This window comes from Bartonella jaculi (genome assembly GCF_039543045.1).
GTDB lineage: Bacteria > Pseudomonadota > Alphaproteobacteria > Rhizobiales > Rhizobiaceae > Bartonella > Bartonella jaculi.
This window is the reverse complement of the sequence record NZ_BAABIZ010000008.1, coordinates 18,410-38,122: the sequence shown is the minus strand read 5'-3', so window position 1 is coordinate 38,122 and position 19,713 is coordinate 18,410. Positions and strand designations below refer to the sequence as shown.

The window sequence follows — 19,713 nt, the reverse complement described above, 5'->3', positions numbered from 1 at the left end:
TTTTACCTTTTATGCTGTTGTTAATGTTTTGGTGTGCAATCCCCATAGGAGGATATTTTTTCAGTTCTTCTTTGCTTGTGGAGCAAAACGGTTCTTTTGAGCAGTGGCTAACATCTCTTTTCGTCTAAAATAGATCGCCCGACCACATCGTAAAGGGGGATACCCTTGCATAAGAATAATTTGTTCATCTTGGCGCATCTCTTGAATAATTTCATGAGGTAAAATCAGGGCTCTTTGTTGATAATTAATGTTGTAAGAGCTCTTTCCTAAAGCTAAGCCTCTCGATTTGCTTATTCCAGCTACTTCAACGGTCATTTGACCACAGCGCTCTGAAATATCTTTGGCTGTTTGAAAGTCTTTAATGGCGGCGTAACTTACAAAAGAGCAGCTTTCAAACCATGAACGCGCTCCTGTTTCTCCAAAGTGGTTGACTAACTGTCCAAAGGATTGATAAAAAAGCATCAAGGATGTGCCATATTTACGACCTCGATCACGCGCTTCTTCTAAAATATTCATATAGCCAAGAAGATCAACTTCATCCAAAACAAACAAAACACGCTTTTTGTAGTTCCCGTCAGCTGTAATCATGGCATTTAAAAAGGCGCCAATAATCACGCGTCCAATCGCGGGATAGCTATTCAGAATGCTTGCGGGGAGATTGAGAAAAACATCTGTATTCCCGTTTGTGATATCTGATGATGCAAAATCATTCCCACAGACAAGATCAGCATAATTGGATAAAGAAAGCCACTGGGTATCTTTTGATGCAGTCGTATACACCCCTGAAAAAGTTTGCTCTGCCATTTCCGTGAAAATACCGACCATTTCACGAATAAAAGGAGAAGGTGTTGTTTCTTGAATCATGCGCAATTGATTCACAACAGCCGTTTCTGACTGAGATAAAATTCCGCGCAATGTTTTTAAATTACGCTCATGCTCTTCATATTCATCAGAAAATATGACATGTGCAAGAAGAGCCGTTAAAAGATTATGCGCTTGTGTCGAAAAGTATTCTGCCGAAGAATTATCTGATTTTTTATCCGTAAGGAGTAATTTAGAAAAACCCACAATATTGGCTTCACGTTGTGTACGTGGGACGCTATCATCTAAAAGCCAATCGAGTACATTAAAATTTTTTGTCAATACTGAATTGGGATCAAGAACGATAACATTCCTATTGCCCATTTTTTTACGCGCAAATTTGACCATTGGCGCAACTTCTGTTGAAGGATCAAGACAAATAACAGAGCCTGGATATGTTAAACATGTTGGAACAACTGTACTTGTTGTTTTATATCCACCAGAACCGGCAAAAAAGATCATGTGGGTTGAACCAAAATCAAGATTAAAGGTAAGCAAAGGGGCTTTTCCTCCCTTTCCCCATGTTGTTTTATTGCCAGGTGCAAAGGGAATATTGCGCACACTGTCTTGATCAACACGGTACCTTTCTCCCACAACAATTTGACCATTCGCCGGAAAGATTTTGGCTGCATCTCTTAATTTCATCCATGCGGCATCACCAAAAATTCCTTTTTTGGCACGTTTGACTTTGTTTGTGCGTGGAGAGGTTATGATGACTTGAATGGCTAAAAGAAAAATGCCGGTGATGATGCCAAAGATAACCATGGGATCCATAAACTTTAAAGCGTAGCTCCAAGTTATCCCTTGTTGACCAACATAGGGACTTAAGCGTTTTATTTCACTGCTAATATGGTAAAGAGCAGTGATCCCAAAAAAAATAGCTGAGGTAAGCGTGATCGCTTTGCGCAGATACAGTTTTTGCGATAAGGTGTAAAACAATGATACAGCAGCAACCAAGACCAGCTCCAAGAAAGGTTTTGAGCGAAGATACCAATAAATTTGATTGCCTTGTAGGCCATTGGTGGCAAACCACAACAAATGAGGAACGAGAAATATCGTTAAAGCGCCTAAAGCGATAGGTACTAAAATAATCACCAGTTGCGTTTTGGTATATTTCATTTTTGTCTTACTTTCGATTTTATCAAGGAACCTTGTAAAATGATATCTCTAAAATAGGTGATATGGTGTTAAACATTCCTTTTTCCATGAGCGGTGGAGTATCAAATATCTCTGCCCATGAACGTTTAAATGAAGGCAAAATGCCCCATACTTTTAGCTGGCCATAGCGAGCGCATTTGAGCGATTTAGGGCGTGTGCGTAGGCTTGATTATGTGCTTCTTTGGCCTTTTGAACAGTGTTGCTAATTTCTTTTGCTTTATGTTCTGAGACACCAAGACTTTTCGCGAGTGTTTCATGATCATTGTGTTTGATCGCTCTATATTCGTCTGCTGAGAGGCGATGCTCTAACTTGACTACAAAAGAGCGGAGTTCTCCGTACAAATGAGGATTTTGAGACAAGACTTCTCTTTGTTGTGCCGGTGATAAGCAAAAAAGATTTTGCAAGTCTTTACTCGGCGTCTCTACTGCGCGACGTTCTTGTGTCATTTGATGTTCTTGAATGATTGCATGATGCATATATTTTACAGTATGCGCATAATTCATAATTGCAGCGTGAAGTAACTGAACATGCTCTTCAGCATTTGCACGCGCTTTACTTTTAAAGAAAAAGAGGTTGAAACCTGCAAGATGAGAAACAGAGTAAGGAGCCTTTTTAATCTGTTCGGCGTGCTGTCGGCCTAAGTCTGGATTTTCAAGAATCTCTTCCATTTGTTTGTTTAATGCTTCTGAGCTGTCATAAATAATTTTTGATAAATATTGAATTCGCTCTCGAGCTGTGGAGATATGGTTACTTACCACAAGCTTTCCGTAAAATTCACTTTTTGTTAGAGGTGCTAATGTTTCTTTGGGGATGAGAATTTTTTCAAGGTCTTCGGTTTTTTTTGAGGTAAAAGTAAGTGGATCACCGAGTTTTAATGTTTTTATTTGTTCTGGTGTGAGATCATCTTTTTTGCCGATGATGTAAGTACCTTGTGCACCGAGCACAAAGCCTTCATGACTAGCACCTTCATAGATCCCTGTGTAAGTTTTACCTTCCTTTGCAGCCATAACAAGGTGACTATTAACATCAAGCCCGCTTCCTTTTGCGTTGTTCATGAATTCCTTTAAAACACGAATTTTTTCTGGATTGGAGATATCTTCAAAAAGATCTCTCATCGGTTGTTTGTTGCCATATTCTAATGCTTCGCTATAGGCAGTCATCATGCGTTCTTGTGTTATAAGGGAGAAGTCCAGCTGATGTCCTGCTGCTTTGGCAAGAGTTTCCAAAAAGAAGTGTGCTGTGTATTCATTGCCATCTATGAAGGGGTGTATCTTTTTGAGAGAGATCAATATTTCTACTGCTTCAGAGATAAATTCTTCGCGTGTTAAGCCTTGCAAATTGTCTTTTTCGGCAAGCGTTTTCTCTAATTTTTGTAAGTTTTCAAGGATGTCCTTACCGCTTACAAAATCATGATCCCATTCCGTTCTTTTCATTTCTGGCATGGCGGCAAGACTATCGTCTGCAAATGTGAAGGGAACAGTGCGGAGGCACCCAGCCCATTCAAATGTATTTATAAACAATTGTCGATGGATATGGCATAGATAGGTAGCATCAAAATATTCTGGCAGCTCTTCTTCACGCAGAGCTTCTGTTGCCTGCTCTCTATCATAAGAACATTTTTCCAGAAAAAGTTTTAAATCTTTTTCTCCATATTTATTTTTGAGTATTTGGGTACCAGAATAGAGATAATTGTGGGGTAAGGGGGTTCCTCTTGTTTTTGCTTTTGCTTTTGGCATAACGAGCTCCTTACAATATGGCGTTGTTCATAAGAGTATTAAATTCTTTTAGTGAGGTATCTCCCCTCGCATATCGTTCTAAAATTTCGAGCGTTTTAGGATGGAGTGTGATGCCCTCAAGGGTATGGGTGCTGATGACTGCGTCAACCGCTTCGCGGCGTTTTTTCAATTCTTCTGGCGTAACTGATGAAAGATTTTCTATTGTCTTTGTTTCCATTTATTTTTCCTTTCCTACTTTTCATAAGTTGCCTTAAAAAGCCTTTTGAGTAGGTGTAATCTTCATTTAATTCCCCCCAAAGATGTTTCGTTGTTTGAATGGGTCATAGTAAATTTCTGTGACTTTAAATTTTCCTTCAACCCGTTTGCATTGAATGATGATATCAATCATCGAAATCAACAGACCCCGAATGTCATCTCGCTCTAGATCGCTTCCACCTTCACTTTCTTTGACCAAAAGAGTCATTTGCTCAAAGGCAGCAAGTGCTGTTGACGCGTGAACTGTAGTAATCGAACCTGGATGACCTGAATTAACGTTGCGGATATAATAAAAGGCTGTACCATCTCGAAGCTCTTGTAAAAGAATGCGGTCAGGACGCATCCGTAAAGCAGATTCAAGCAATTCTTTAGGACCAACAGAGGCTAAGCCCTGCCCATCTTTTGAATAGATCATAGAGACATGGTTTGGTTGTGATACAACCAATTCTTGTGTATCTTCAATGGTGATAATACGCTCATCCTGAGGAATTCTAGAGATTAATGCTTTTGACAACGTTGTCTTACCAGAGCCGGTTTTTCCAGAAATCAAAATATTTTTTTGGCATTTTACAGCCTGATTTAAAAAAGAGACAAAGTCCTTATTGCAGTAAGCGGCTGTCAAGCCATGCTCAATGTTTTTGAGTTCGTTAAAACGCGATCGATAATCATTCAATGGCGTGAATGATACTTGTTCACACAGTGAAAAAAGACCTTTATTTGCTAATTCTTCAAGAGAGAAACTGTGCGATGATGGTTTGCGAATTGTCATACTGATCGTATCTTTTTCCACCGCGGGAGGAATGACAATTTGAATACGTTCATTATTCGGTAGGGTCGCCGATAATATTGGATTTTTGTCGGATATATTTTGCTTAGAATAGGAAGCCACAACTTTCGCAATACCCATAAGCTCATTAAATGAGAGGGCTGGTGCTTCTATTGTTTTCCAGCCATCGCTCCCTTCAGTCATTACTTGATAGGGACGATTAATGACAATTTCAAACAGTTTGTCATCTTTCAGAAAAGCACTGATTGGTTCAAGTTTTGTTAAAACAATTGCAACAGTTTCATCATTCAACTTGTATAGGTTTTCTCTCATTTCAAAGTCACTGAAGAATTTTTATAAAAGTTTCTTGAAAGTGCTCGATTGGTAATCTGTTTTTTATTTTCGATGACTTTCAATTTATAAACATTGGAAAAATCTAAATCACGGGCAACAAAAACATTGACCAGTTCGCCTTGGTTTTTGGTCAATGTTGGAGAAATATTGGCGTAATTTTCTACGAGAATATTTGCAATATTTTGTCCCGCAGAGACTGATTCAGAGTCTTTTTTATCTGAGCCTTTTGGTAAAAAACGGTCTTTCGCATAGCTGGTAGCATCTTTGACAATGGATACAAGAAGCGCAGATCCAATCCTCTCAAACCAATGATTATCAACATCGCCGTCAAGACCAGAACGTCCTAAGGAATCTGCCGCTGGTGAAGCTAGTGTTATAATGACACCATTTGGTGTTTTTGCTCTATTCCATAGCACAAAGAGACGCTTTTGTCCTTTTTTCAATCCAGCGCGATATTCGCCAATAATTTGCGTACCTTTATCAAGGAGGACAACGCGACCATTGTCTGATAAAATATCTCTGGAGATGATACAACTGGTGAAGCCTTGTTGGTCACTGTTGATCGCTGTTTCTAAGATACAGGGAATGGAAGTGCCCATTGTGATGATGTAGTTTCGATTGCCAAGTGTTGAAGCACGAACCCCTTCAAGCGTTGTTGGCTTGAGAAGATGATTAAAACGTTGTGCTGTTTCATCAGGCTTGTTGTCGATTTTGTTCAGCAAAACACCATCAGCTTTTTGGACGTTTTTTTGATTTTGTTGTGTATTCGCATAGGCTAATACAGGAGCACGTTGTGCTGCTTCCAAGAGTGTATCATCAGACTGTATCTGATTTGTGGGTGTTGGTAGCTCAACCTTTGGCAACAGAGCGTCATTTTCTTGGGGTTGTTCAAGAGATATAGGCTTAGGCTGTGCAGGGCGGAAAATTTCTGTTTGCTTAATAATGCCTTCTTTTGGCTGTTCAACAGGTTGTTTTTTGTCTGTGGCAAGTGTTGAATATGCTAAATAAATACAGACACCAAAAAGAACAACAAGAGTCGCTCCTTTTCCTACATTGCTATGTTGTTTTCTCCCTTGAGCGTCTTTTATCGTATCGCGATCATTGATGTTTTTTTCATCCATTTCGTCATTCATGGCTGTTTCCTATGTTCACTTTGCGTTGTACAGAAGGTGATGTTGTACCCGTTTCAGGGTTAATTCCTTCCGGCACAAACCTTTTATTGAAGATACACAGCACGTCGTTTCCACGACGCAAAGTAAATCGCGCAGCCGTGGCATGAACAATGACCTTATTGCCTTTAATCGATTTTGGAACCAGAGATTCTTGCCCATCAGATGAGACAAGGTAAATGGCTGGGATTTCGATATTGCCTAAAAATGTAAAGGTTGTTGTTTTGCCATTATCATAGACATAAGCAGGTTCAATGAGGGGCGAACCTTGTGCTTCATAAGCCCAATTGCGTGGTCCAAAATCTTCATGGGTGTTTAAAATATCATTGACAAAGTTTTCTTCGCGCTGTGCGGCTTTTGCTGCTTCAGCTAATTTCTTACGCAAGGCTTCATCTTCTGGATAACGAAACTTCACCAGAAAATATGTCTCATTGCCTGCTGAAACATCGCCTGCACGCACTTGCAGTTCAAACTGATAAGACCGTTGTGTTCCATCTTGACGGTTTGTTACAATTTGTAAATTGGTAATGGGTTGAACTTCACGTGGTTTTAGAAACACAAAGTGACCCGCTGGTGCAACTTGCCAAGCAACGGAATTACCAATTCCTACATAGGCAACTTCTTCATCGTCAGCAAATTCAATTTGAACTGAAGAACGAATAGATCCAATCACTTGTACGACATTATGAGGGTCATAATTAACAAATCTAATGCGGTTGTCTTGGCGTGCACTTACAGGTGCCGTTTCAGCAAATAACGGGACTGTATGGCCGAGCATTGCAACAATGAAAGTGAAAAAGATTGTTTTTGAAATTCTGATCATTTTATCACCTCTGGATCGGATCTATATTCCAAAACTTGAAAGCCAAGAGGATTGATTAAGCGATCCGTTGTTGAAATCTGTGCATTAATGTAGAAAAAGTTTAAAATCGAAACCCAATGCGAAATGTTTTCTTTTCCATTCAATTCTCTGACCGTTTTGTAATAACGCACTTGAATAAGATCTTTGCTTAGAAAGGAGATGGATTTGATCGTGACCATAGCAGTCGCGTTTTGATAGATATTTTGCGGACTTTCTGGATTGTTCCCCGCATACCACTTTGCAAAACGACTTTGTTCTCCTGGAGAAGATAAAAGAGAAATTAAACGAAAATTATTTTCTGCTTCTGATGCCTGATATCCTTCGCGGGCACGAACATATTTGCTGGCAAAATAACGTGTTATCGCTTCATCATAGTCGTTAGGAGATTCTTTTAGGGCACTCACCGTCTCAACTATACCTGTTGAATTATCAACGCGGATTACAAAGGGTTCTACGGTTTTTAAGGGGGTTAATGCTGCCACAGCTAAAGCTAAGGCGATTGTCATTAAGCCAAAAAGTACCGTCAAAGCCATGGCAACTTTCATTCGTATCCGCATACCATGCATGCGATCAATATCGAATGAGCGTGCTTCTTTTACATATTCGTCAAATGCATCACTTTTCACGCGTGGCCTCCACAGAGTTATCAGAGAGCGTTTTATGGTTTAGCGAATTCAATAAAGCTGTATTAAGCCTCACATCGGCTTTTGCTTTTTCACTTTCCAAAGTATTGAGGATGATGGGGGTCGTAATCGGCTTTACGATTTTCTCTTGTAGGATGTAATTTTTATTGTCCCAATCCCATTTATCTCTATTTAAAGCACGGGTCTGTTTGCCATTACATCGTGGTGGTTTTTTGGGGCCACTCAGAGAGGCACAGCCGGTAAGGATAATGGATAGGATCACAAAAAAAGATATTTTTCGTTTCATCTTTTGAGCTCACATTTAGGATATGATGCATGAGGGCTTTTTGCTTTGAAAAACTTCACAAAAGCGCGTGCTGAAAAACTTTGAGTGGTCTTGTGTAATGAGGAATATGAAGTTTTTTACGTGATATCCCCATGGTGCGCGCATCGTTGCGCGCGCACCCCATAAGAACAAGAGCTCTCTTTTCTTTTAGGTGGGACTTGATATTAAAATCGACCACGGCCGCCACCTCCACTTTTCATAAATTTGTCTGCGCCACCTGGAGCACCAGATATTGCCGAAACCGCACTTTTTGCTGCTTGCCCGCTAGTTTTAATGCTATTGTGAACCATAGTGAAGATTTGTCCTCCTGAAGATATTCCAGCGTTAAAGTATGGTCCACCAGAGGCGAGTGCCGTGGCAATACCAGGAAGAGCACGGAAGAGAATGGCGCCCACTATCGCGATAACGACGACGGGTGGAAAAAGCATATAGATTGAATCATATGTACTATTGAGAACATGCAGGATAATTTTACACATAATCGTTCCAAGCATGATCACTAGAACCTGCAAAATGGTAAAATTAACCAATGTCGTAATCCATCCATCGGTAAATTTTCTGGTTGCATTGAATAAATAGAGGCTAATGAAAAGCGGTCCCAAACCTATAATCAAGACAAGTGCAACTTGTGCAAACATCTGGACAATAAAACCACCTATACAAAAAACAATAACAGCTACCAGCATTAAAGAACCAAGAATGCCAACCAAGAGCTTTTCGAGAAACCAAGCTTTCGCTAGGACTTCTTGATAACGTGCACTTGTCTGTAATAAAATATAATCAAAGACATTCGAGTTTGTGGGATTTGCGTTGAGCGCATTTCCAATAGCATTCACTAAATCATTGAGAAAAATATCTTTGACATAGATATTAAATGTATCTGCATTCGTTGCCATTGTTGTCACAACAACGATTTTAACAACATTATTGAGAAGACTGTGCATCGAAAGGGCGACACGACCAGTCATGACATTATAGCCATACAGAAAAATGAAAATAATCGAGGCAAGATTCAGTGGTGCCGAAATAGCAGAAGACAAATTACTCACCATTGCATTCATCACACCGTCAAGTGGAGATAAAATATAACCAGCAACGCTTTCAAAGGGGGCTAAACTAAAGTCTGACATCAGAACCCTCAATTTTTTCTTTTAATGTTTTTATAAGCTCTTCGTGCTTTTGTTGTGCTTTTTCTTCCAGACGTTCCTCTGTTGTTTTCGTGTCTTTTGCTTGAATCAGAGCCAAGGATTGAAGCTTTACACTATCTGCTTGAAGTCTTGCCTGAAGAAGTAACAGTTCTATTTGCAAAGCTTGTTGAGCAGCTTGTTTTTGTTGAACAGCCTGTGGTTCCTCAGGTGTAGATGATGTTTTTGATTGAGTGTCTTGAAGCTTTTGACTTATTTCCTCAATTTTTTTCATATTTTCTTCTGCAGATTGATAAATCGTTTCAGCTGTCTTTGATTTTGCAACGTTTAATTGTTGTGTATTTTCTAATGCCTTTTTATAATAGTCATCTGCCTCGGAGGTGTTTTGTGCTGTTGCATGGGAGATGAAAGATAAAGATAACAGTGCGACTAAGCCATATTTTTTCATTGATTTTCTCTCCTTTGATGAAAGATGGGCAGCCATTTATCGGGATCTGTTCCATATTCGTTGATAATTTGATTCATGAGTTCGATATTTTTTGTTGTGCCACTTAAGACGGCGATCTCATCATCCATGCCGCGTAGATTGAGTTCTGCAACAACGGAACTCTGTCCTTGTTTGATAAGAAAACGGCGAGATTCCCTGCTTAATTCTGACTGTATCAGTTCGAATTCACGCTCAGTCAGTTTGAAATTTTCAACATAATCATTGTAATTTGCTTTTTGATTTGGAAAAAATATTTGGGTGGGGCATTGCTCAATAATCGTATGTGCGATTGTTGAATTCAAAGCATCTTTGGGGCTTTGTGTTGCAAACAGCATCATGCCATTTTGTTTACGGATCGTCTTGAGGCGATCTTGCGTAAAAGCTTTGAAGGAATCATCTTCAAGCGCTTTCCAGAATTCATCAATGACAATGATAATGCGTCGTCCATCAATGAGGTCGAGAATGCGGTTAAAAAGATACATCATCAGGGGGCGACGGATTTCCTCATTGTCTAAGAAATCGGTCATGTCATAGCCAATGAATTGTGCGTCTAAATTGAGATCATCTTGATCATTATCAAAAACCCAACCTAAGTCATTGCCTTTGATCCAGCGTTGTAACCTTATGGCAATTCCCTCTCTTGAGGTGTTATCAAAAAACAATTGAAGAGCGCCAAGAGAGCGTTGTGCGTGGGGCAAACTTTCCAAGGAATCAATGGCTTTAGCGATATCTTGTCGCTCTTCTTCTGTCACTGTTTGGCCTTCAGTGGTGACCAGCTTCAAGACCCAATTACGAAGAAAGATTTTGTTTTTTTCTGTATATTCCACGCCCTTTAAGGGTGCAATCCCAGTGGGTTTCCCATTCTTCAAAGGTTTATATTTTCCACCTCCAGCTCGTACAAAAATCTCTGCACCTTGATCTTTGTCAAAAAAAACCATTGTGGGGTTATGTTTTTGTAATTGAGCAAGAAGGAAATTAACAATTACGGTTTTACCAGATCCTGATGGACCGCAAACAAAGGTGTTGCCAAGGTCACCATAATGAAAATTAAAATAATAAGGTGAACCAGCTTGTGTTTTTAGCAATGCGACAGCAGATCCCCAAACATTGCCTTCGAGTTTGCCAATGGGAAAGGAATGAAAGGGCGATAAAGCCGCAAAGTTTCTGCTGGTAATGGCTCCAGAACGCGCACGATAGCTAAAATTCCCAGGCAATTGCGCCCACCACGCAGCTTCTAATCCTAAATCTTCTCTGGCAATAACTGCTCCACCATTGGTTAAGTGTGAGCGTGCTTTTGAAAGGTTTTCAGCTAATGCTTTTGGGTGATTAGCAAAAACAGTGAGAGAAAGATGATGTTCGCCCAAAACAAAACGATTTGACTCTAAATCATCAAGTGCCTCATAAAGCGCATCAATTTGTGAACTGGCACGATCTGCCGTATTAATCAGTTGATTTTGTTTGCGGCCCATAATGGCGCTGGCAACAGCCTTACTCTTAAAGACAAAGGATTGGGTTAAGATGAATTCAAATGGTGCTGTGAGCAATTCATCCGTCATGCCGGGCCGTGTTTTAGAGGGATATTCTTTCCACCCAAAAATACCAGCAAAGCGTTCATTGCTTTCATGGCGAATTTCAATGATCTCTTTGCCAAAAATAACACGATCTGAGTAAATCGTGGAGGCAATGGTGCCAAAAGTGAGAGGAATACGCTCACGCCTTCCACCTACCAATTGATGGAGAAATTCACTTTGCTCAGAAAACAAAATGCCTTCATGTTCATAGATTGATAAGAGGCGCGCTTCATAGCTTTCTAACCCTTCTATAAGATCTTGACTTAACTCTTCGAGTTTGCGAATGGCTTCCATATCTGGTTCAGATTGTGTTTTCTTCGCTTTTGTTAAGCGCTGGAAAAATGAGGCTAGTTGCTCCGTCTTATCCGCTGCTGGATTCCAAAGGAGTGAAATGAAGAGATCATTTCTATAAAGCTCTTGCGAAACCATTTTCTTTTTGTATTTTTCATCTAATGTTGCTGCAAAAGATGAAAAAAACTGACTCTCTGGATAAACCATTTCGCGCCGTCTGATGATATGAGAGTATAAAGCAACGCGTTCATCGGCAATATTTTTCAAGAGAGTGTTTAATTGGTTATGTAAGGAGTTTAATTGATCGATATCTGCAGTGTCAAAATTTATACCCTCAACCGCTATCACCGTCATTAAGCAACGTGAACTTAATGCAATGACGTGTTGATTGACGTGGCGTATATAGGGAATGTAGTTTTCAGGTAATACTTCCCGTTTTATGACTGACATTTGTTTCACTTACTTAGTTCCTCATAAGTACGAATAAGGCGTAATGGGGACGTAGTGCCACCTCCCCATCTTGCGAGGTTTCTTTGTTTTCCTCGGGTATTAAGCCAAGCAAATAATACGCGAAATTGGTTGTGGTCATGTTTTGTTACTTCACGCAAAACAAAGTGCATACCAACGCCCAAGCCAATCATGGTAAAACCGCTTGTCAGAATAAAGAGAATAGATGTCGCCATGACATTAAGGGCCATGGCTTCCATCGTGACACCAGAAAACATGGCAGGTCTTGTACAGGCAAGGAATAGAGGATCTTCGTTCATTTTATGTCGAGCCCGTGCCTACTAATTTACCAACCAGAGTGGGCGCACCAAAAACAATACCAATACCGATAATACAATAAGCTGCTTTGCGTAAATCAATAAAGCCGTACATCCAGCCAATGCCTACGGCAGCAACACATATGATCGCAATGAGCTTCGCCGTTGAACCCGTCATCATTGCCACAATATTATCTAGAACACTATCAATATTTCCTAGCCCACTTGCAGCAGAAGGAGCGGCATAAGAAGGATCTGATACAATAAGTGCGGTTAAAAGCATCATGATAACGATAAACATGATGTTTTTAGACATATCGTTTGTCATTTTACCTCTCTTTAAAAAAATTGTTATTTGTGAGATTATCTTGTCTCTCATGATCCGAAGAGGGCGCTGTTTCGACTTACAGTTTCCCTTACCCTTCAGTTGTTTTTGTTATAAAAGTTTCGATAGTGGTCTTTGCTCACCCTCAAAATACTTTTCTCAAGAGACAGAAAATTTTCACATTAAGAGTGTGTTACATGAAAATGGCAATTTTAAGTTGTATTTTTCTCTCAAGATGGCAATATCCATCACTGTAAGAAATAATATTTTTTATGAAATGGGATTAAAGCTCAATATAACTTGCTTAGAATTTTCTCTTTAAGAACAGGTAAGTTGTTGATAAATAAGCAAAATGGAAGAGAAGAATGAATTTTTTAAGTGAAATTTTTAAGCGAATGTCATTTAAATGGATCATTATTATTTACATTATGGGTTCTCTATTATGGGGGGTAAGCCAATATAAAGATAAAATAGAGTTGGGGGTTCTTAAGACATTTACGACACGAGATATCCAAGATATTGTTGATATGCGTTTGGAAGAAAAAAAGCCAAGGGAACCAATAGAAAAACAGCGATTAGCAAAAAATGAACCAGCTCTTTATATGCAGAATATGCAGAAGAGTGTTTCATTGAACGATGTTGCTGTTTTTCATGGTATGGCATCTGTTACCAGTGGTGTTACATTTAAATTGCTTACTCCTGTTGCACAATCTTGGCGTAAACATGTGACACACAATATTCATCTCTATGGTGTGGATACTTGTGCACCGCGTCAAAAAGCAAAATTAAACGATCAAGAATGGCCTTGTGGTGCGGTTACAACGGCCTGGTTGGTCACCAAAACACTTGGTCAGAATTTATCTTGTAAGCAGGCTCTTGTGCACAATGGTGTTTCTTATGCACAATGTTTTATTCAAGGGGTTGATTTAGCTGAAGTCGGTCTTGCAGAGGGTATGTTGGTGCTCTCAAAAGAGAGTAAAAATCCTGTTCCAACACAGTATCGTCATGCTGAAGAAACAGCCCGCAACAACAAAGTTGGTCTTTGGTCAAGTGATTTTACTGAACCTTCACAATGGCGGCGAGATAATGGATCTTACAATCCCTTTGCAAGCTTATGATGGGCTTTGCTGATATCTTCATTTGATGTTTATAGCGAAAACCTTGTAAATAAAATTGGAACTGGGAACAGAAATTTTGCGTACGCTTTTTCATAGAGGTTTGCTTATTGTGCTTGTGCACCCATTTCCCAAATATGTGTGCTTGCAAAACAGTCTCTCTGTTTTTATTGGTACGTTTCATGAAAAAAGGGAAAATAATTGGTTTGCTACAAGCGTTGTATCACATGATAATTTGAAGGTATGGTTTTACCTTTTTTATAAAAATTGATGATTATCAATGGCTTTGCGATCTATAATGCTTCATTAAAAGAAGAGAGATAGGGTAAAACGCTACAGAAATGGAATTTCTCTGGTGAAGTTGATAAATAAAGGTCAAAATAAACAAACTAAAAAATGCACCGAGGTTCTCTTAATTCCCCAATGATAAGCCAACAAAATTTTCGTTTTTGCAGATATTTTTTACTCCAAATTGGTGAGGCGCAAAATATAACTTTAAAAATTTATAGCAAATGTCAAGTATTTAGAGCAGATACGTCAGTGTTGTATATCATTTTAAATATGGGATGAAGGCGTTTAAACGAGGTGATGGCGTTTATAAAGAGGGAATGGTGGCTGAGACTCTTGAAGTAGGGAAGGTGAGCCAAGACAAATTGGGGGCGTTGGCTTATTGCTTGTCAACTAGCTGGTTTTATTCAAGAATTCGTTCCATTATGGGGGTGGAAGCCCATCTTTTTATCCTATTGCTAGAATACAGTAAAACTAGCTTTATTTCATGAAAGATAAGATTTTATCGGAGTAAAAAAGTAATCAGCAATTTGCTTTTGAAATGGAACAGTGTGTAGAGCGTGTAACGCAATGTTTTGCTGTTTTCATCATTGGCTGCAGAGTTATATGCAATTCTGGTAATTTTTACTGCGGTCGAATGCTTCATAATGATGAAGATAGCATTAGGGGCTTTTGGTTTTAATGTTGGTATTTTTGTAGCTGAATATCGAGAGTTTAAGCAAAAATTTCAGAGAAATATTGGTAGCTTAAAAAAGATGAAGTGCAGCGTTGTTTTCGGGGCAAATTAAAGCATCTTTTGAAGATGATAATCCGTACCATACGTTTCTCTGTTTTGTCTAAAATGCAAAAAAAATTTTATAAGTGGTGAGCCAATACAAATTTCCTTTGATAAATGCTAAGTTTGAAAACTATCGCTATAAAGTCCCCTAAAAGCATAGGAAAACGCTCAGAGATGTCCATAAACACGATGTAGAGTGTACAAGACAGAATTATCGGAGCAGATAGAGTTGATGAAAGATTTGCAATAGTTTTATCCCGTTATATTTACAAGATAATGGTTTTATCCCGTTATATTTACAAGATATTGAGAAGGGAACACTTTCTATAGCACCTATCTTGGTAAAGATAGGACATTTTCAAATGCTATTCCATGTCTGTTCTCTCAAATTTTTACAAATATAATCACTTCTGATTTATTTTGATTTATTTCCAATAGTTCTTTCATTTTCAGCTCGTCCTCTCGCTTCATTTTCAGCTCGTCGCTTTTTAGGTTCAGCTTTCCGTTTTTCATATTTAGCTTGTTCTTTAGTCTCGCGTGCAGTCATCTTTTTTTAAGTCATCTATTGCTTCATGAGCTCTCTCTGGAGCTTTTTTCCGATATTTCTTCAAGTTTAGCTGCTGCTCATCGTGCATTTTCATAATTTTTTGAACTCCCTGTCCATCTACACTTCACTGCCCATGCGTCGAGTAATTTTTTATCTTTTTTTAATGCTGCTATGCTATAGGTTTTTTCGCAATCAGCAGTGGTAATTCTAGTGTAAAGCAGCAGTATTGTGATAAGGAGTTTCTGGAAAATAAGTTTTGTAAAGCACGAAACTCAGTAAACTGATTGCTTATTTTTGAATATTGTCCTCTAAACATTCATATACATTCATAAAATGGGCATATAGCTGAAAAAAGAATGAGCGCCTCTGCTTCATTGTCATATTTTCTTTCTTTCGCATAAAATAAACAAGAAATAATGCCTCATTTAGAACCATTATACGCGCAATTCTATGAAAAAAAGATAGTTGTCTGTCCAAATGCTCTACAGGAAACACAAGCTCATGCTTGTATAACACATCCTCGTATATTCTTAATCCGTCCGCGCATATTCAAAGGACGATGAAGTGTGTGGGGGCGATTTTTGACATTTTTTTAGTGTGTGTAGTGGAGAGAATATAACTGTGTTTTGTCTCAATTTTCGTCGTTTTTGTTGCCTTTATAAAAACCAAATTATCCGTTGGCTTCCCCCATATTCCTTAATGCAAGACACATATCCTCGTTCATATTTTAGTATATTTAATATTTACAAATAGATAGCAGAAATGAAACAGATAACTCTTATAAAACAACTAAAAATCCATTTTTGCGAGAGCAAAGACGCTTTATCAAAATCCGCTCTTGTGTTGAACAGCTTGATTTTACAATTGGTTACCGCCCAAAAATGCATGTATTGTTTGCTTTCTCATCTCTTTGAGAGCAGCCTCGTTATGAGGCATATCTGAAAGCTTTAAAGGTGATCTAGTACGTAATAATGACAGCCAACAAATGATAATAATAATCATAACATAACGGACAGAACTGCTTACAGCATTGATTTGTGTATTTTGGTGCTTGATATCATGCGCTTAGGTAAAAAGTAAGCAACGTCATAAAAGGACAAAAAAATGCGCGGATAAACATCAAACAGATAAAATCAGATGTAGCAACTCAACTCTTTGCGTAACATAATCGTCTTCTTTTTTCTTTTCGCAAAAAGATATGCCGGTACAATAGCATTAACTTTCACACACATCATCCAACATTTATCTCGTAACCACAATGTCATTGATCTGTTTATTTTAGGATTACAATCCCATACCTAACGTATAGAATTCAGATGTTTGAAAATATGCAAATGTGCAAAGCAAGTTTAGCACAGTGTGTGAAATACGACACAACCAATTACGGTTTCTCTGTATTGCCTTTGTTTCTTCGAAAGATAGATTAAATCTCTAAAATTTTCATCATAGATCAGTTTTTACACTTTTCCGTATTTCTGTGAAAGTAATTCACGCACTTCGTCTGCCATTTTTGTTCCGCGACTGGCGCAACTCATTTTAATCAAGCGATGCAAACTTTCCGGCACATCAATGGTAAGACGCTTCATACATTGATCCATACTGCCTTTGCGGCTTTCTACCCATGCATCAACCGTTACAGGAATTGATTTATTGGTTGGTTTTGTACCAATCTTAATTTTTTTACTCATTTTGCTAACTCCTTAATTTCCGCTGCAACAGCTTCAATCTCTGCTGCTGCTGGTCCTTGCTCGTTGATTTCATAGACTGCTCTTCCTTGTGCTGTTGCTTCTGCAAATATCACACGCTGTGCAACGCTAGCCGAAAGGACATGCACCGGATATACTGCAAGGGCTTCGCCTACATCACGCCCTATCGCTGTATTGACTATTTTACGGTTAATGACAAAAGCAGCTTTCAGATTTTCTTTATAGACGCGTGCTTCGTCAATAAGCTTTACGATTCCATCGGCTGCCCAAATATCATAGGGACTGGGTTGCACGGGAATAAGCACGAAATCCGAAGCCATAAGAGCACTGCGCGCAAGATCCGTCACACGTGGTGGACCATCAATAATGATATAATCGTAATTATGACCAATTTGTCTAATTTCTTTGTGAATTGTTGCGCGTGGCAAACCGACAACTGGAAATAAAGGAGCATTTTCACGCGCAGCCGCCCAATCTAATGCACTCCCTTGCGGATCACCATCAATAAGCAATACCCGTGCTCCAGCGCGTGCAAAGCTGGCTGCAAGATTCACACTCAATGTGGTTTTTCCGACCCCACCTTTTTGATTCAAGAGTCCAATGATCATTAATTACGCCTTTTAGCTTTATCGTTTTTACGATTATACAGAAAATAACAAAGTATACAAGAATCATCTCATAGGCTTAAAGCAATAACCACTCCCATTTCACGATAAAAGTGGCAACATGTACCAACCACATTGAACGCTTGGAGAGCACTCCACCTTCTCAGTTGTTGATACAAGCAATTATAAGCGAAAAAGTTGTTCCATCTCATTGAGAATATACACTTCATTTATGAATGATCGTTTGTTGTTTTACATATGAATGAGGATAGCAAATACAAAAAGTTTTTCTCACTTCGCTCCTTTGATTGAAGATCATAAAAACCTTTTTTGTACGTCATGAGAGAAACAATGTTTGTGTAAAAAACATTTGGGAAAGAACTCTATGGCTTCTTATGAGCCATTTGCATGTAAGAACAAGTGTAACATGAGAAGCCGAGAAAGAGAATGAAAATGCTAGCTTACACACTTCCTAAGTGTAAAGAGGGTAATGGCCAATGATCTTGCGCTATACGTTTCATATGGGCGTTACTAAGGAGAGGAGATTAGCAGCAAGGTGGGATGTCCCTTTTAAAACAACTACCTGAATGTGTAAGCACAATGGTGTGTTGTCTTGCTAATTCACGGGCTTTTTTTAAGAGACATGTCTTAAGGCACCCAAGCCCATTTCACGACACCGCCCTTGAATGGTATAACGATAAAGCCATTGAGCACCTCCATCTTTACGCTTATGAAGAAGCAAGCCGGCACCATCATACTATTTACCAGCCTCCAATGTTGCTACAGCCCTTGCATTAAGACGGTTCATAAGAGGCATTTTTACTCCTTTCTTTAACAATTTTACCCACACGCCAACCCCGCTTATGATGTGCAAGCAAGTGATTTCAATTGATTCAATATGAGATGATTTGTGATAAGAAAATCTTACTCTATTCGGGGTTATGATTCAAGTTGAAAAACGATGATTTATTATTATAAATCAATGTGTTGTCTTTGTGAGGAACGTTTCTTCCATTTAAAAATGCGAAAAGCAAAAAGAAGACACTGCGCAATCTCCATGAGATAGGGTATTCTCTCTAAGAGCTATGAATTAAAAATCATGTTTCTAGATCCCACGAATAACGCCTTTGAGGAAAAACTGAGCAAATACAATCAAAGAAAGTTAAAAGAATTTTTTAGAAATAGATAACCTTTCTTGTTTCAGCAGCATCAACATCTCCTCTTTCGTAAAAACCAACTTTCCATAATCACGCGCACGCAACCTATCAAGCATTGCCAACAGAAGCAGAGAAAAAATAACCTAAGACCAGAACAATAAAACAAGTCTTAGTGGATAAGATGTCTTGCATAACACAATCATATTTTCTCATCTAAGTCTATTTCTCTCGACAGAGGGAGCATTTCTGTTAAAACGTTTGCTTTAAAATTTCACATTCATCATTGATTATCCTTTTGGATAGCAAATAAGAGCAGATCATGAAGAGAGACCTTATCGGAGATGAACAAGGATGAACTTGCAACAAATTGAACCTGACATTTTTATCAGTGCTCAAATCAGTGTGGAAAACATCCCAACATTGGTGCAGGCTGGTTTTAAAACGATCGTTTGTAACCGCCCCGATCAAGAAGAGCCGCATCAACCTGATTTTTCTCTCATAAAAGCGGTAGCACAAAAATATGGAATAAAAGCCCACTATATTCCCATTGCGCCCCCTACCATAGAAAAATCAGATATTGAAACCATGCAAACAATTTTAAAAACAGCAGAAAAACCTCTTCTCGCCTATTGTTACAAAGGGACACGCTCGATGCATCTTTACCGTCTCGCGTGCCTTTAATCACGTGTTTTTAATCAGTTGTCTTAACCAACCAGCAAGAAACAAATGATAAACTTCTGAACTATAAGATTTCAGAAGGTTATGAAAAAGCAAATGGTAAGACAATGATTAAATCAGATCTC

20 protein-coding genes and 1 pseudogene are annotated in these 19,713 nt (G+C 38.8%); 3 read left to right on the top strand and 18 right to left on the bottom strand.

What is annotated here, in order from left to right; genetic code table 11:
• Positions 1-60: 60 nt before the first annotated feature.
• From traG to ABD915_RS04800, 13 genes are all read right to left on the bottom strand, one after another.
• Positions 61-1,980, bottom strand: coding sequence for a Ti-type conjugative transfer system protein TraG (traG, locus tag ABD915_RS04860; protein ID WP_345115941.1), 1,920 nt, complete (start codon positions 1,978-1,980; stop codon positions 61-63).
• Between the two features lie 153 nt (positions 1,981-2,133).
• The gene (locus tag ABD915_RS04855; protein WP_345115938.1) at positions 2,134-3,756 is read right to left on the bottom strand and encodes a BID domain-containing T4SS effector; all 1,623 of its coding nucleotides are present in this window, start codon (positions 3,754-3,756) and stop codon (positions 2,134-2,136) included.
• A 10-nt stretch (positions 3,757-3,766) separates the two neighbouring features.
• Positions 3,767-3,973 (bottom strand): antitoxin VbhA family protein, encoded by a 207-nt coding sequence (locus tag ABD915_RS04850; protein ID WP_345115936.1) that lies wholly within the window; start codon positions 3,971-3,973, stop codon positions 3,767-3,769.
• 66 nt (positions 3,974-4,039) lie between these two features.
• Positions 4,040-5,110 (bottom strand): P-type DNA transfer ATPase VirB11, encoded by a 1,071-nt coding sequence (virB11, locus tag ABD915_RS04845; protein WP_345115934.1) that lies wholly within the window; start codon positions 5,108-5,110, stop codon positions 4,040-4,042.
• Positions 5,107-6,264, bottom strand: a complete 1,158-nt coding sequence (virB10, locus tag ABD915_RS04840; protein WP_345115931.1) for a type IV secretion system protein VirB10 — start codon at positions 6,262-6,264, stop codon at positions 5,107-5,109. The genes virB11 and virB10 overlap by 4 nt, the downstream gene beginning before the upstream one ends.
• Positions 6,257-7,123 carry a P-type conjugative transfer protein VirB9 gene (gene virB9 / locus ABD915_RS04835; protein WP_345115928.1) on the bottom strand — a complete coding sequence of 289 codons (867 nt, stop codon included), beginning with the start codon at positions 7,121-7,123 and terminating at the stop codon, positions 6,257-6,259. The genes virB10 and virB9 overlap by 8 nt, the downstream gene beginning before the upstream one ends.
• On the bottom strand, positions 7,120-7,824 hold the full coding sequence (locus ABD915_RS04830; RefSeq protein WP_345116015.1) for a VirB8 family type IV secretion system protein: 705 nt from the start codon (positions 7,822-7,824) through the stop codon (positions 7,120-7,122). Before ABD915_RS04830 ends, virB9 begins: the two co-directional genes overlap by 4 nt.
• A complete protein-coding gene (locus ABD915_RS04825; RefSeq protein ID WP_345115925.1) occupies positions 7,778-8,092 on the bottom strand; it encodes a type IV secretion system protein VirB7 in 315 nt (104 codons plus the stop codon). Before ABD915_RS04825 ends, ABD915_RS04830 begins: the two co-directional genes overlap by 47 nt.
• Positions 8,093-8,295: 203 nt before the next feature.
• The gene (locus ABD915_RS04820; RefSeq protein WP_345115922.1) at positions 8,296-9,261 is read right to left on the bottom strand and encodes a TrbL/VirB6 family protein; all 966 of its coding nucleotides are present in this window, start codon (positions 9,259-9,261) and stop codon (positions 8,296-8,298) included.
• Positions 9,248-9,724, bottom strand: a complete 477-nt coding sequence (locus ABD915_RS04815) for a type IV secretion system protein VirB5 (RefSeq protein ID WP_345115919.1) — start codon at positions 9,722-9,724, stop codon at positions 9,248-9,250. Before ABD915_RS04815 ends, ABD915_RS04820 begins: the two co-directional genes overlap by 14 nt.
• Entirely contained in the window at positions 9,721-12,075 is a 2,355-nt protein-coding gene (locus ABD915_RS04810; protein WP_345116012.1) for a VirB4 family type IV secretion/conjugal transfer ATPase, read from the bottom strand. Before ABD915_RS04810 ends, ABD915_RS04815 begins: the two co-directional genes overlap by 4 nt.
• A gap of 5 nt (positions 12,076-12,080) precedes the next feature.
• Positions 12,081-12,392: a VirB3 family type IV secretion system protein gene (locus ABD915_RS04805; protein WP_345115916.1), complete on the bottom strand. Its 312-nt coding sequence runs from the start codon at positions 12,390-12,392 to the stop codon at positions 12,081-12,083.
• A gap of 1 nt (position 12,393) precedes the next feature.
• The gene (locus ABD915_RS04800) at positions 12,394-12,717 is read right to left on the bottom strand and encodes a TrbC/VirB2 family protein (protein ID WP_345115913.1); all 324 of its coding nucleotides are present in this window, start codon (positions 12,715-12,717) and stop codon (positions 12,394-12,396) included.
• A gap of 362 nt (positions 12,718-13,079) precedes the next feature.
• Here ABD915_RS04800 and ABD915_RS04795 point away from each other — a divergent pair, with 362 nt between their 5' ends.
• Complete coding sequence (locus ABD915_RS04795; protein ID WP_345115910.1) at positions 13,080-13,832, top strand: hypothetical protein; 753 nt, start codon at positions 13,080-13,082, stop codon at positions 13,830-13,832.
• Positions 13,833-14,395: 563 nt separating this feature from the next.
• Positions 14,396-14,608 (top strand): hypothetical protein, encoded by a 213-nt coding sequence (locus ABD915_RS04790; RefSeq protein ID WP_345115908.1) that lies wholly within the window; start codon positions 14,396-14,398, stop codon positions 14,606-14,608.
• Between the two features lie 702 nt (positions 14,609-15,310).
• Here the strand turns inward: ABD915_RS04790 and ABD915_RS04785 are convergent.
• The 5 genes and pseudogenes from ABD915_RS04785 to ABD915_RS04765 all read right to left on the bottom strand — a co-directional run.
• Positions 15,311-15,442, bottom strand: a complete 132-nt coding sequence (locus ABD915_RS04785; protein WP_345115904.1) for a hypothetical protein — start codon at positions 15,440-15,442, stop codon at positions 15,311-15,313.
• A 77-nt stretch (positions 15,443-15,519) separates the two neighbouring features.
• Positions 15,520-15,648 carry an EexN family lipoprotein gene (locus ABD915_RS04780; protein ID WP_345116009.1) on the bottom strand — a complete coding sequence of 43 codons (129 nt, stop codon included), beginning with the start codon at positions 15,646-15,648 and terminating at the stop codon, positions 15,520-15,522.
• Positions 15,649-16,899: 1,251 nt separating this feature from the next.
• Positions 16,900-17,130 carry a hypothetical protein gene (locus tag ABD915_RS04775; RefSeq protein ID WP_345115901.1) on the bottom strand — a complete coding sequence of 77 codons (231 nt, stop codon included), beginning with the start codon at positions 17,128-17,130 and terminating at the stop codon, positions 16,900-16,902.
• Entirely contained in the window at positions 17,127-17,756 is a 630-nt protein-coding gene (gene parA, locus ABD915_RS04770) for a ParA family partition ATPase (RefSeq protein ID WP_345115898.1), read from the bottom strand. Before parA ends, ABD915_RS04775 begins: the two co-directional genes overlap by 4 nt.
• A 578-nt stretch (positions 17,757-18,334) precedes the next feature.
• A pseudogene (locus ABD915_RS04765) lies at positions 18,335-18,570 on the bottom strand (Arm DNA-binding domain-containing protein); the annotation flags it as partial.
• A gap of 691 nt (positions 18,571-19,261) precedes the next feature.
• Here ABD915_RS04765 and ABD915_RS04760 point away from each other — a divergent pair.
• Complete coding sequence (locus tag ABD915_RS04760; RefSeq protein ID WP_345115895.1) at positions 19,262-19,591, top strand: protein tyrosine phosphatase family protein; 330 nt, start codon at positions 19,262-19,264, stop codon at positions 19,589-19,591.
• Positions 19,592-19,713: the final 122 nt, after the last annotated feature.

Coding starts and splice junctions, on each gene's coding strand:
- ABD915_RS04825 (WP_345115925.1), bottom strand. CDS start 8,092: ATGAAACGAAAAATATCTTTTTTTGTGATCCTATCCATTATCCTTACC.
- virB11 (WP_345115934.1), bottom strand. CDS start 5,110: ATGAGAGAAAACCTATACAAGTTGAATGATGAAACTGTTGCAATTGTT.
- traG (WP_345115941.1), bottom strand. CDS start 1,980: ATGAAATATACCAAAACGCAACTGGTGATTATTTTAGTACCTATCGCT.
- ABD915_RS04805 (WP_345115916.1), bottom strand. CDS start 12,392: ATGAACGAAGATCCTCTATTCCTTGCCTGTACAAGACCTGCCATGTTT.
- parA (WP_345115898.1), bottom strand. CDS start 17,756: ATGATCATTGGACTCTTGAATCAAAAAGGTGGGGTCGGAAAAACCACA.
- ABD915_RS04785 (WP_345115904.1), bottom strand. CDS start 15,442: ATGACTGCACGCGAGACTAAAGAACAAGCTAAATATGAAAAACGGAAA.
- ABD915_RS04775 (WP_345115901.1), bottom strand. CDS start 17,130: ATGAGTAAAAAAATTAAGATTGGTACAAAACCAACCAATAAATCAATT.
- ABD915_RS04810 (WP_345116012.1), bottom strand. CDS start 12,075: ATGTCAGTCATAAAACGGGAAGTATTACCTGAAAACTACATTCCCTAT.
- ABD915_RS04855 (WP_345115938.1), bottom strand. CDS start 3,756: ATGCCAAAAGCAAAAGCAAAAACAAGAGGAACCCCCTTACCCCACAAT.
- ABD915_RS04800 (WP_345115913.1), bottom strand. CDS start 12,717: ATGACAAACGATATGTCTAAAAACATCATGTTTATCGTTATCATGATG.
- ABD915_RS04820 (WP_345115922.1), bottom strand. CDS start 9,261: ATGTCAGACTTTAGTTTAGCCCCCTTTGAAAGCGTTGCTGGTTATATT.
- ABD915_RS04815 (WP_345115919.1), bottom strand. CDS start 9,724: ATGAAAAAATATGGCTTAGTCGCACTGTTATCTTTATCTTTCATCTCC.
- ABD915_RS04790 (WP_345115908.1), top strand. CDS start 14,396: ATGAAGGCGTTTAAACGAGGTGATGGCGTTTATAAAGAGGGAATGGTG.
- virB10 (WP_345115931.1), bottom strand. CDS start 6,264: ATGAATGACGAAATGGATGAAAAAAACATCAATGATCGCGATACGATA.
- ABD915_RS04795 (WP_345115910.1), top strand. CDS start 13,080: ATGAATTTTTTAAGTGAAATTTTTAAGCGAATGTCATTTAAATGGATC.
- ABD915_RS04850 (WP_345115936.1), bottom strand. CDS start 3,973: ATGGAAACAAAGACAATAGAAAATCTTTCATCAGTTACGCCAGAAGAA.
- virB9 (WP_345115928.1), bottom strand. CDS start 7,123: ATGATCAGAATTTCAAAAACAATCTTTTTCACTTTCATTGTTGCAATG.
- ABD915_RS04760 (WP_345115895.1), top strand. CDS start 19,262: ATGAACTTGCAACAAATTGAACCTGACATTTTTATCAGTGCTCAAATC.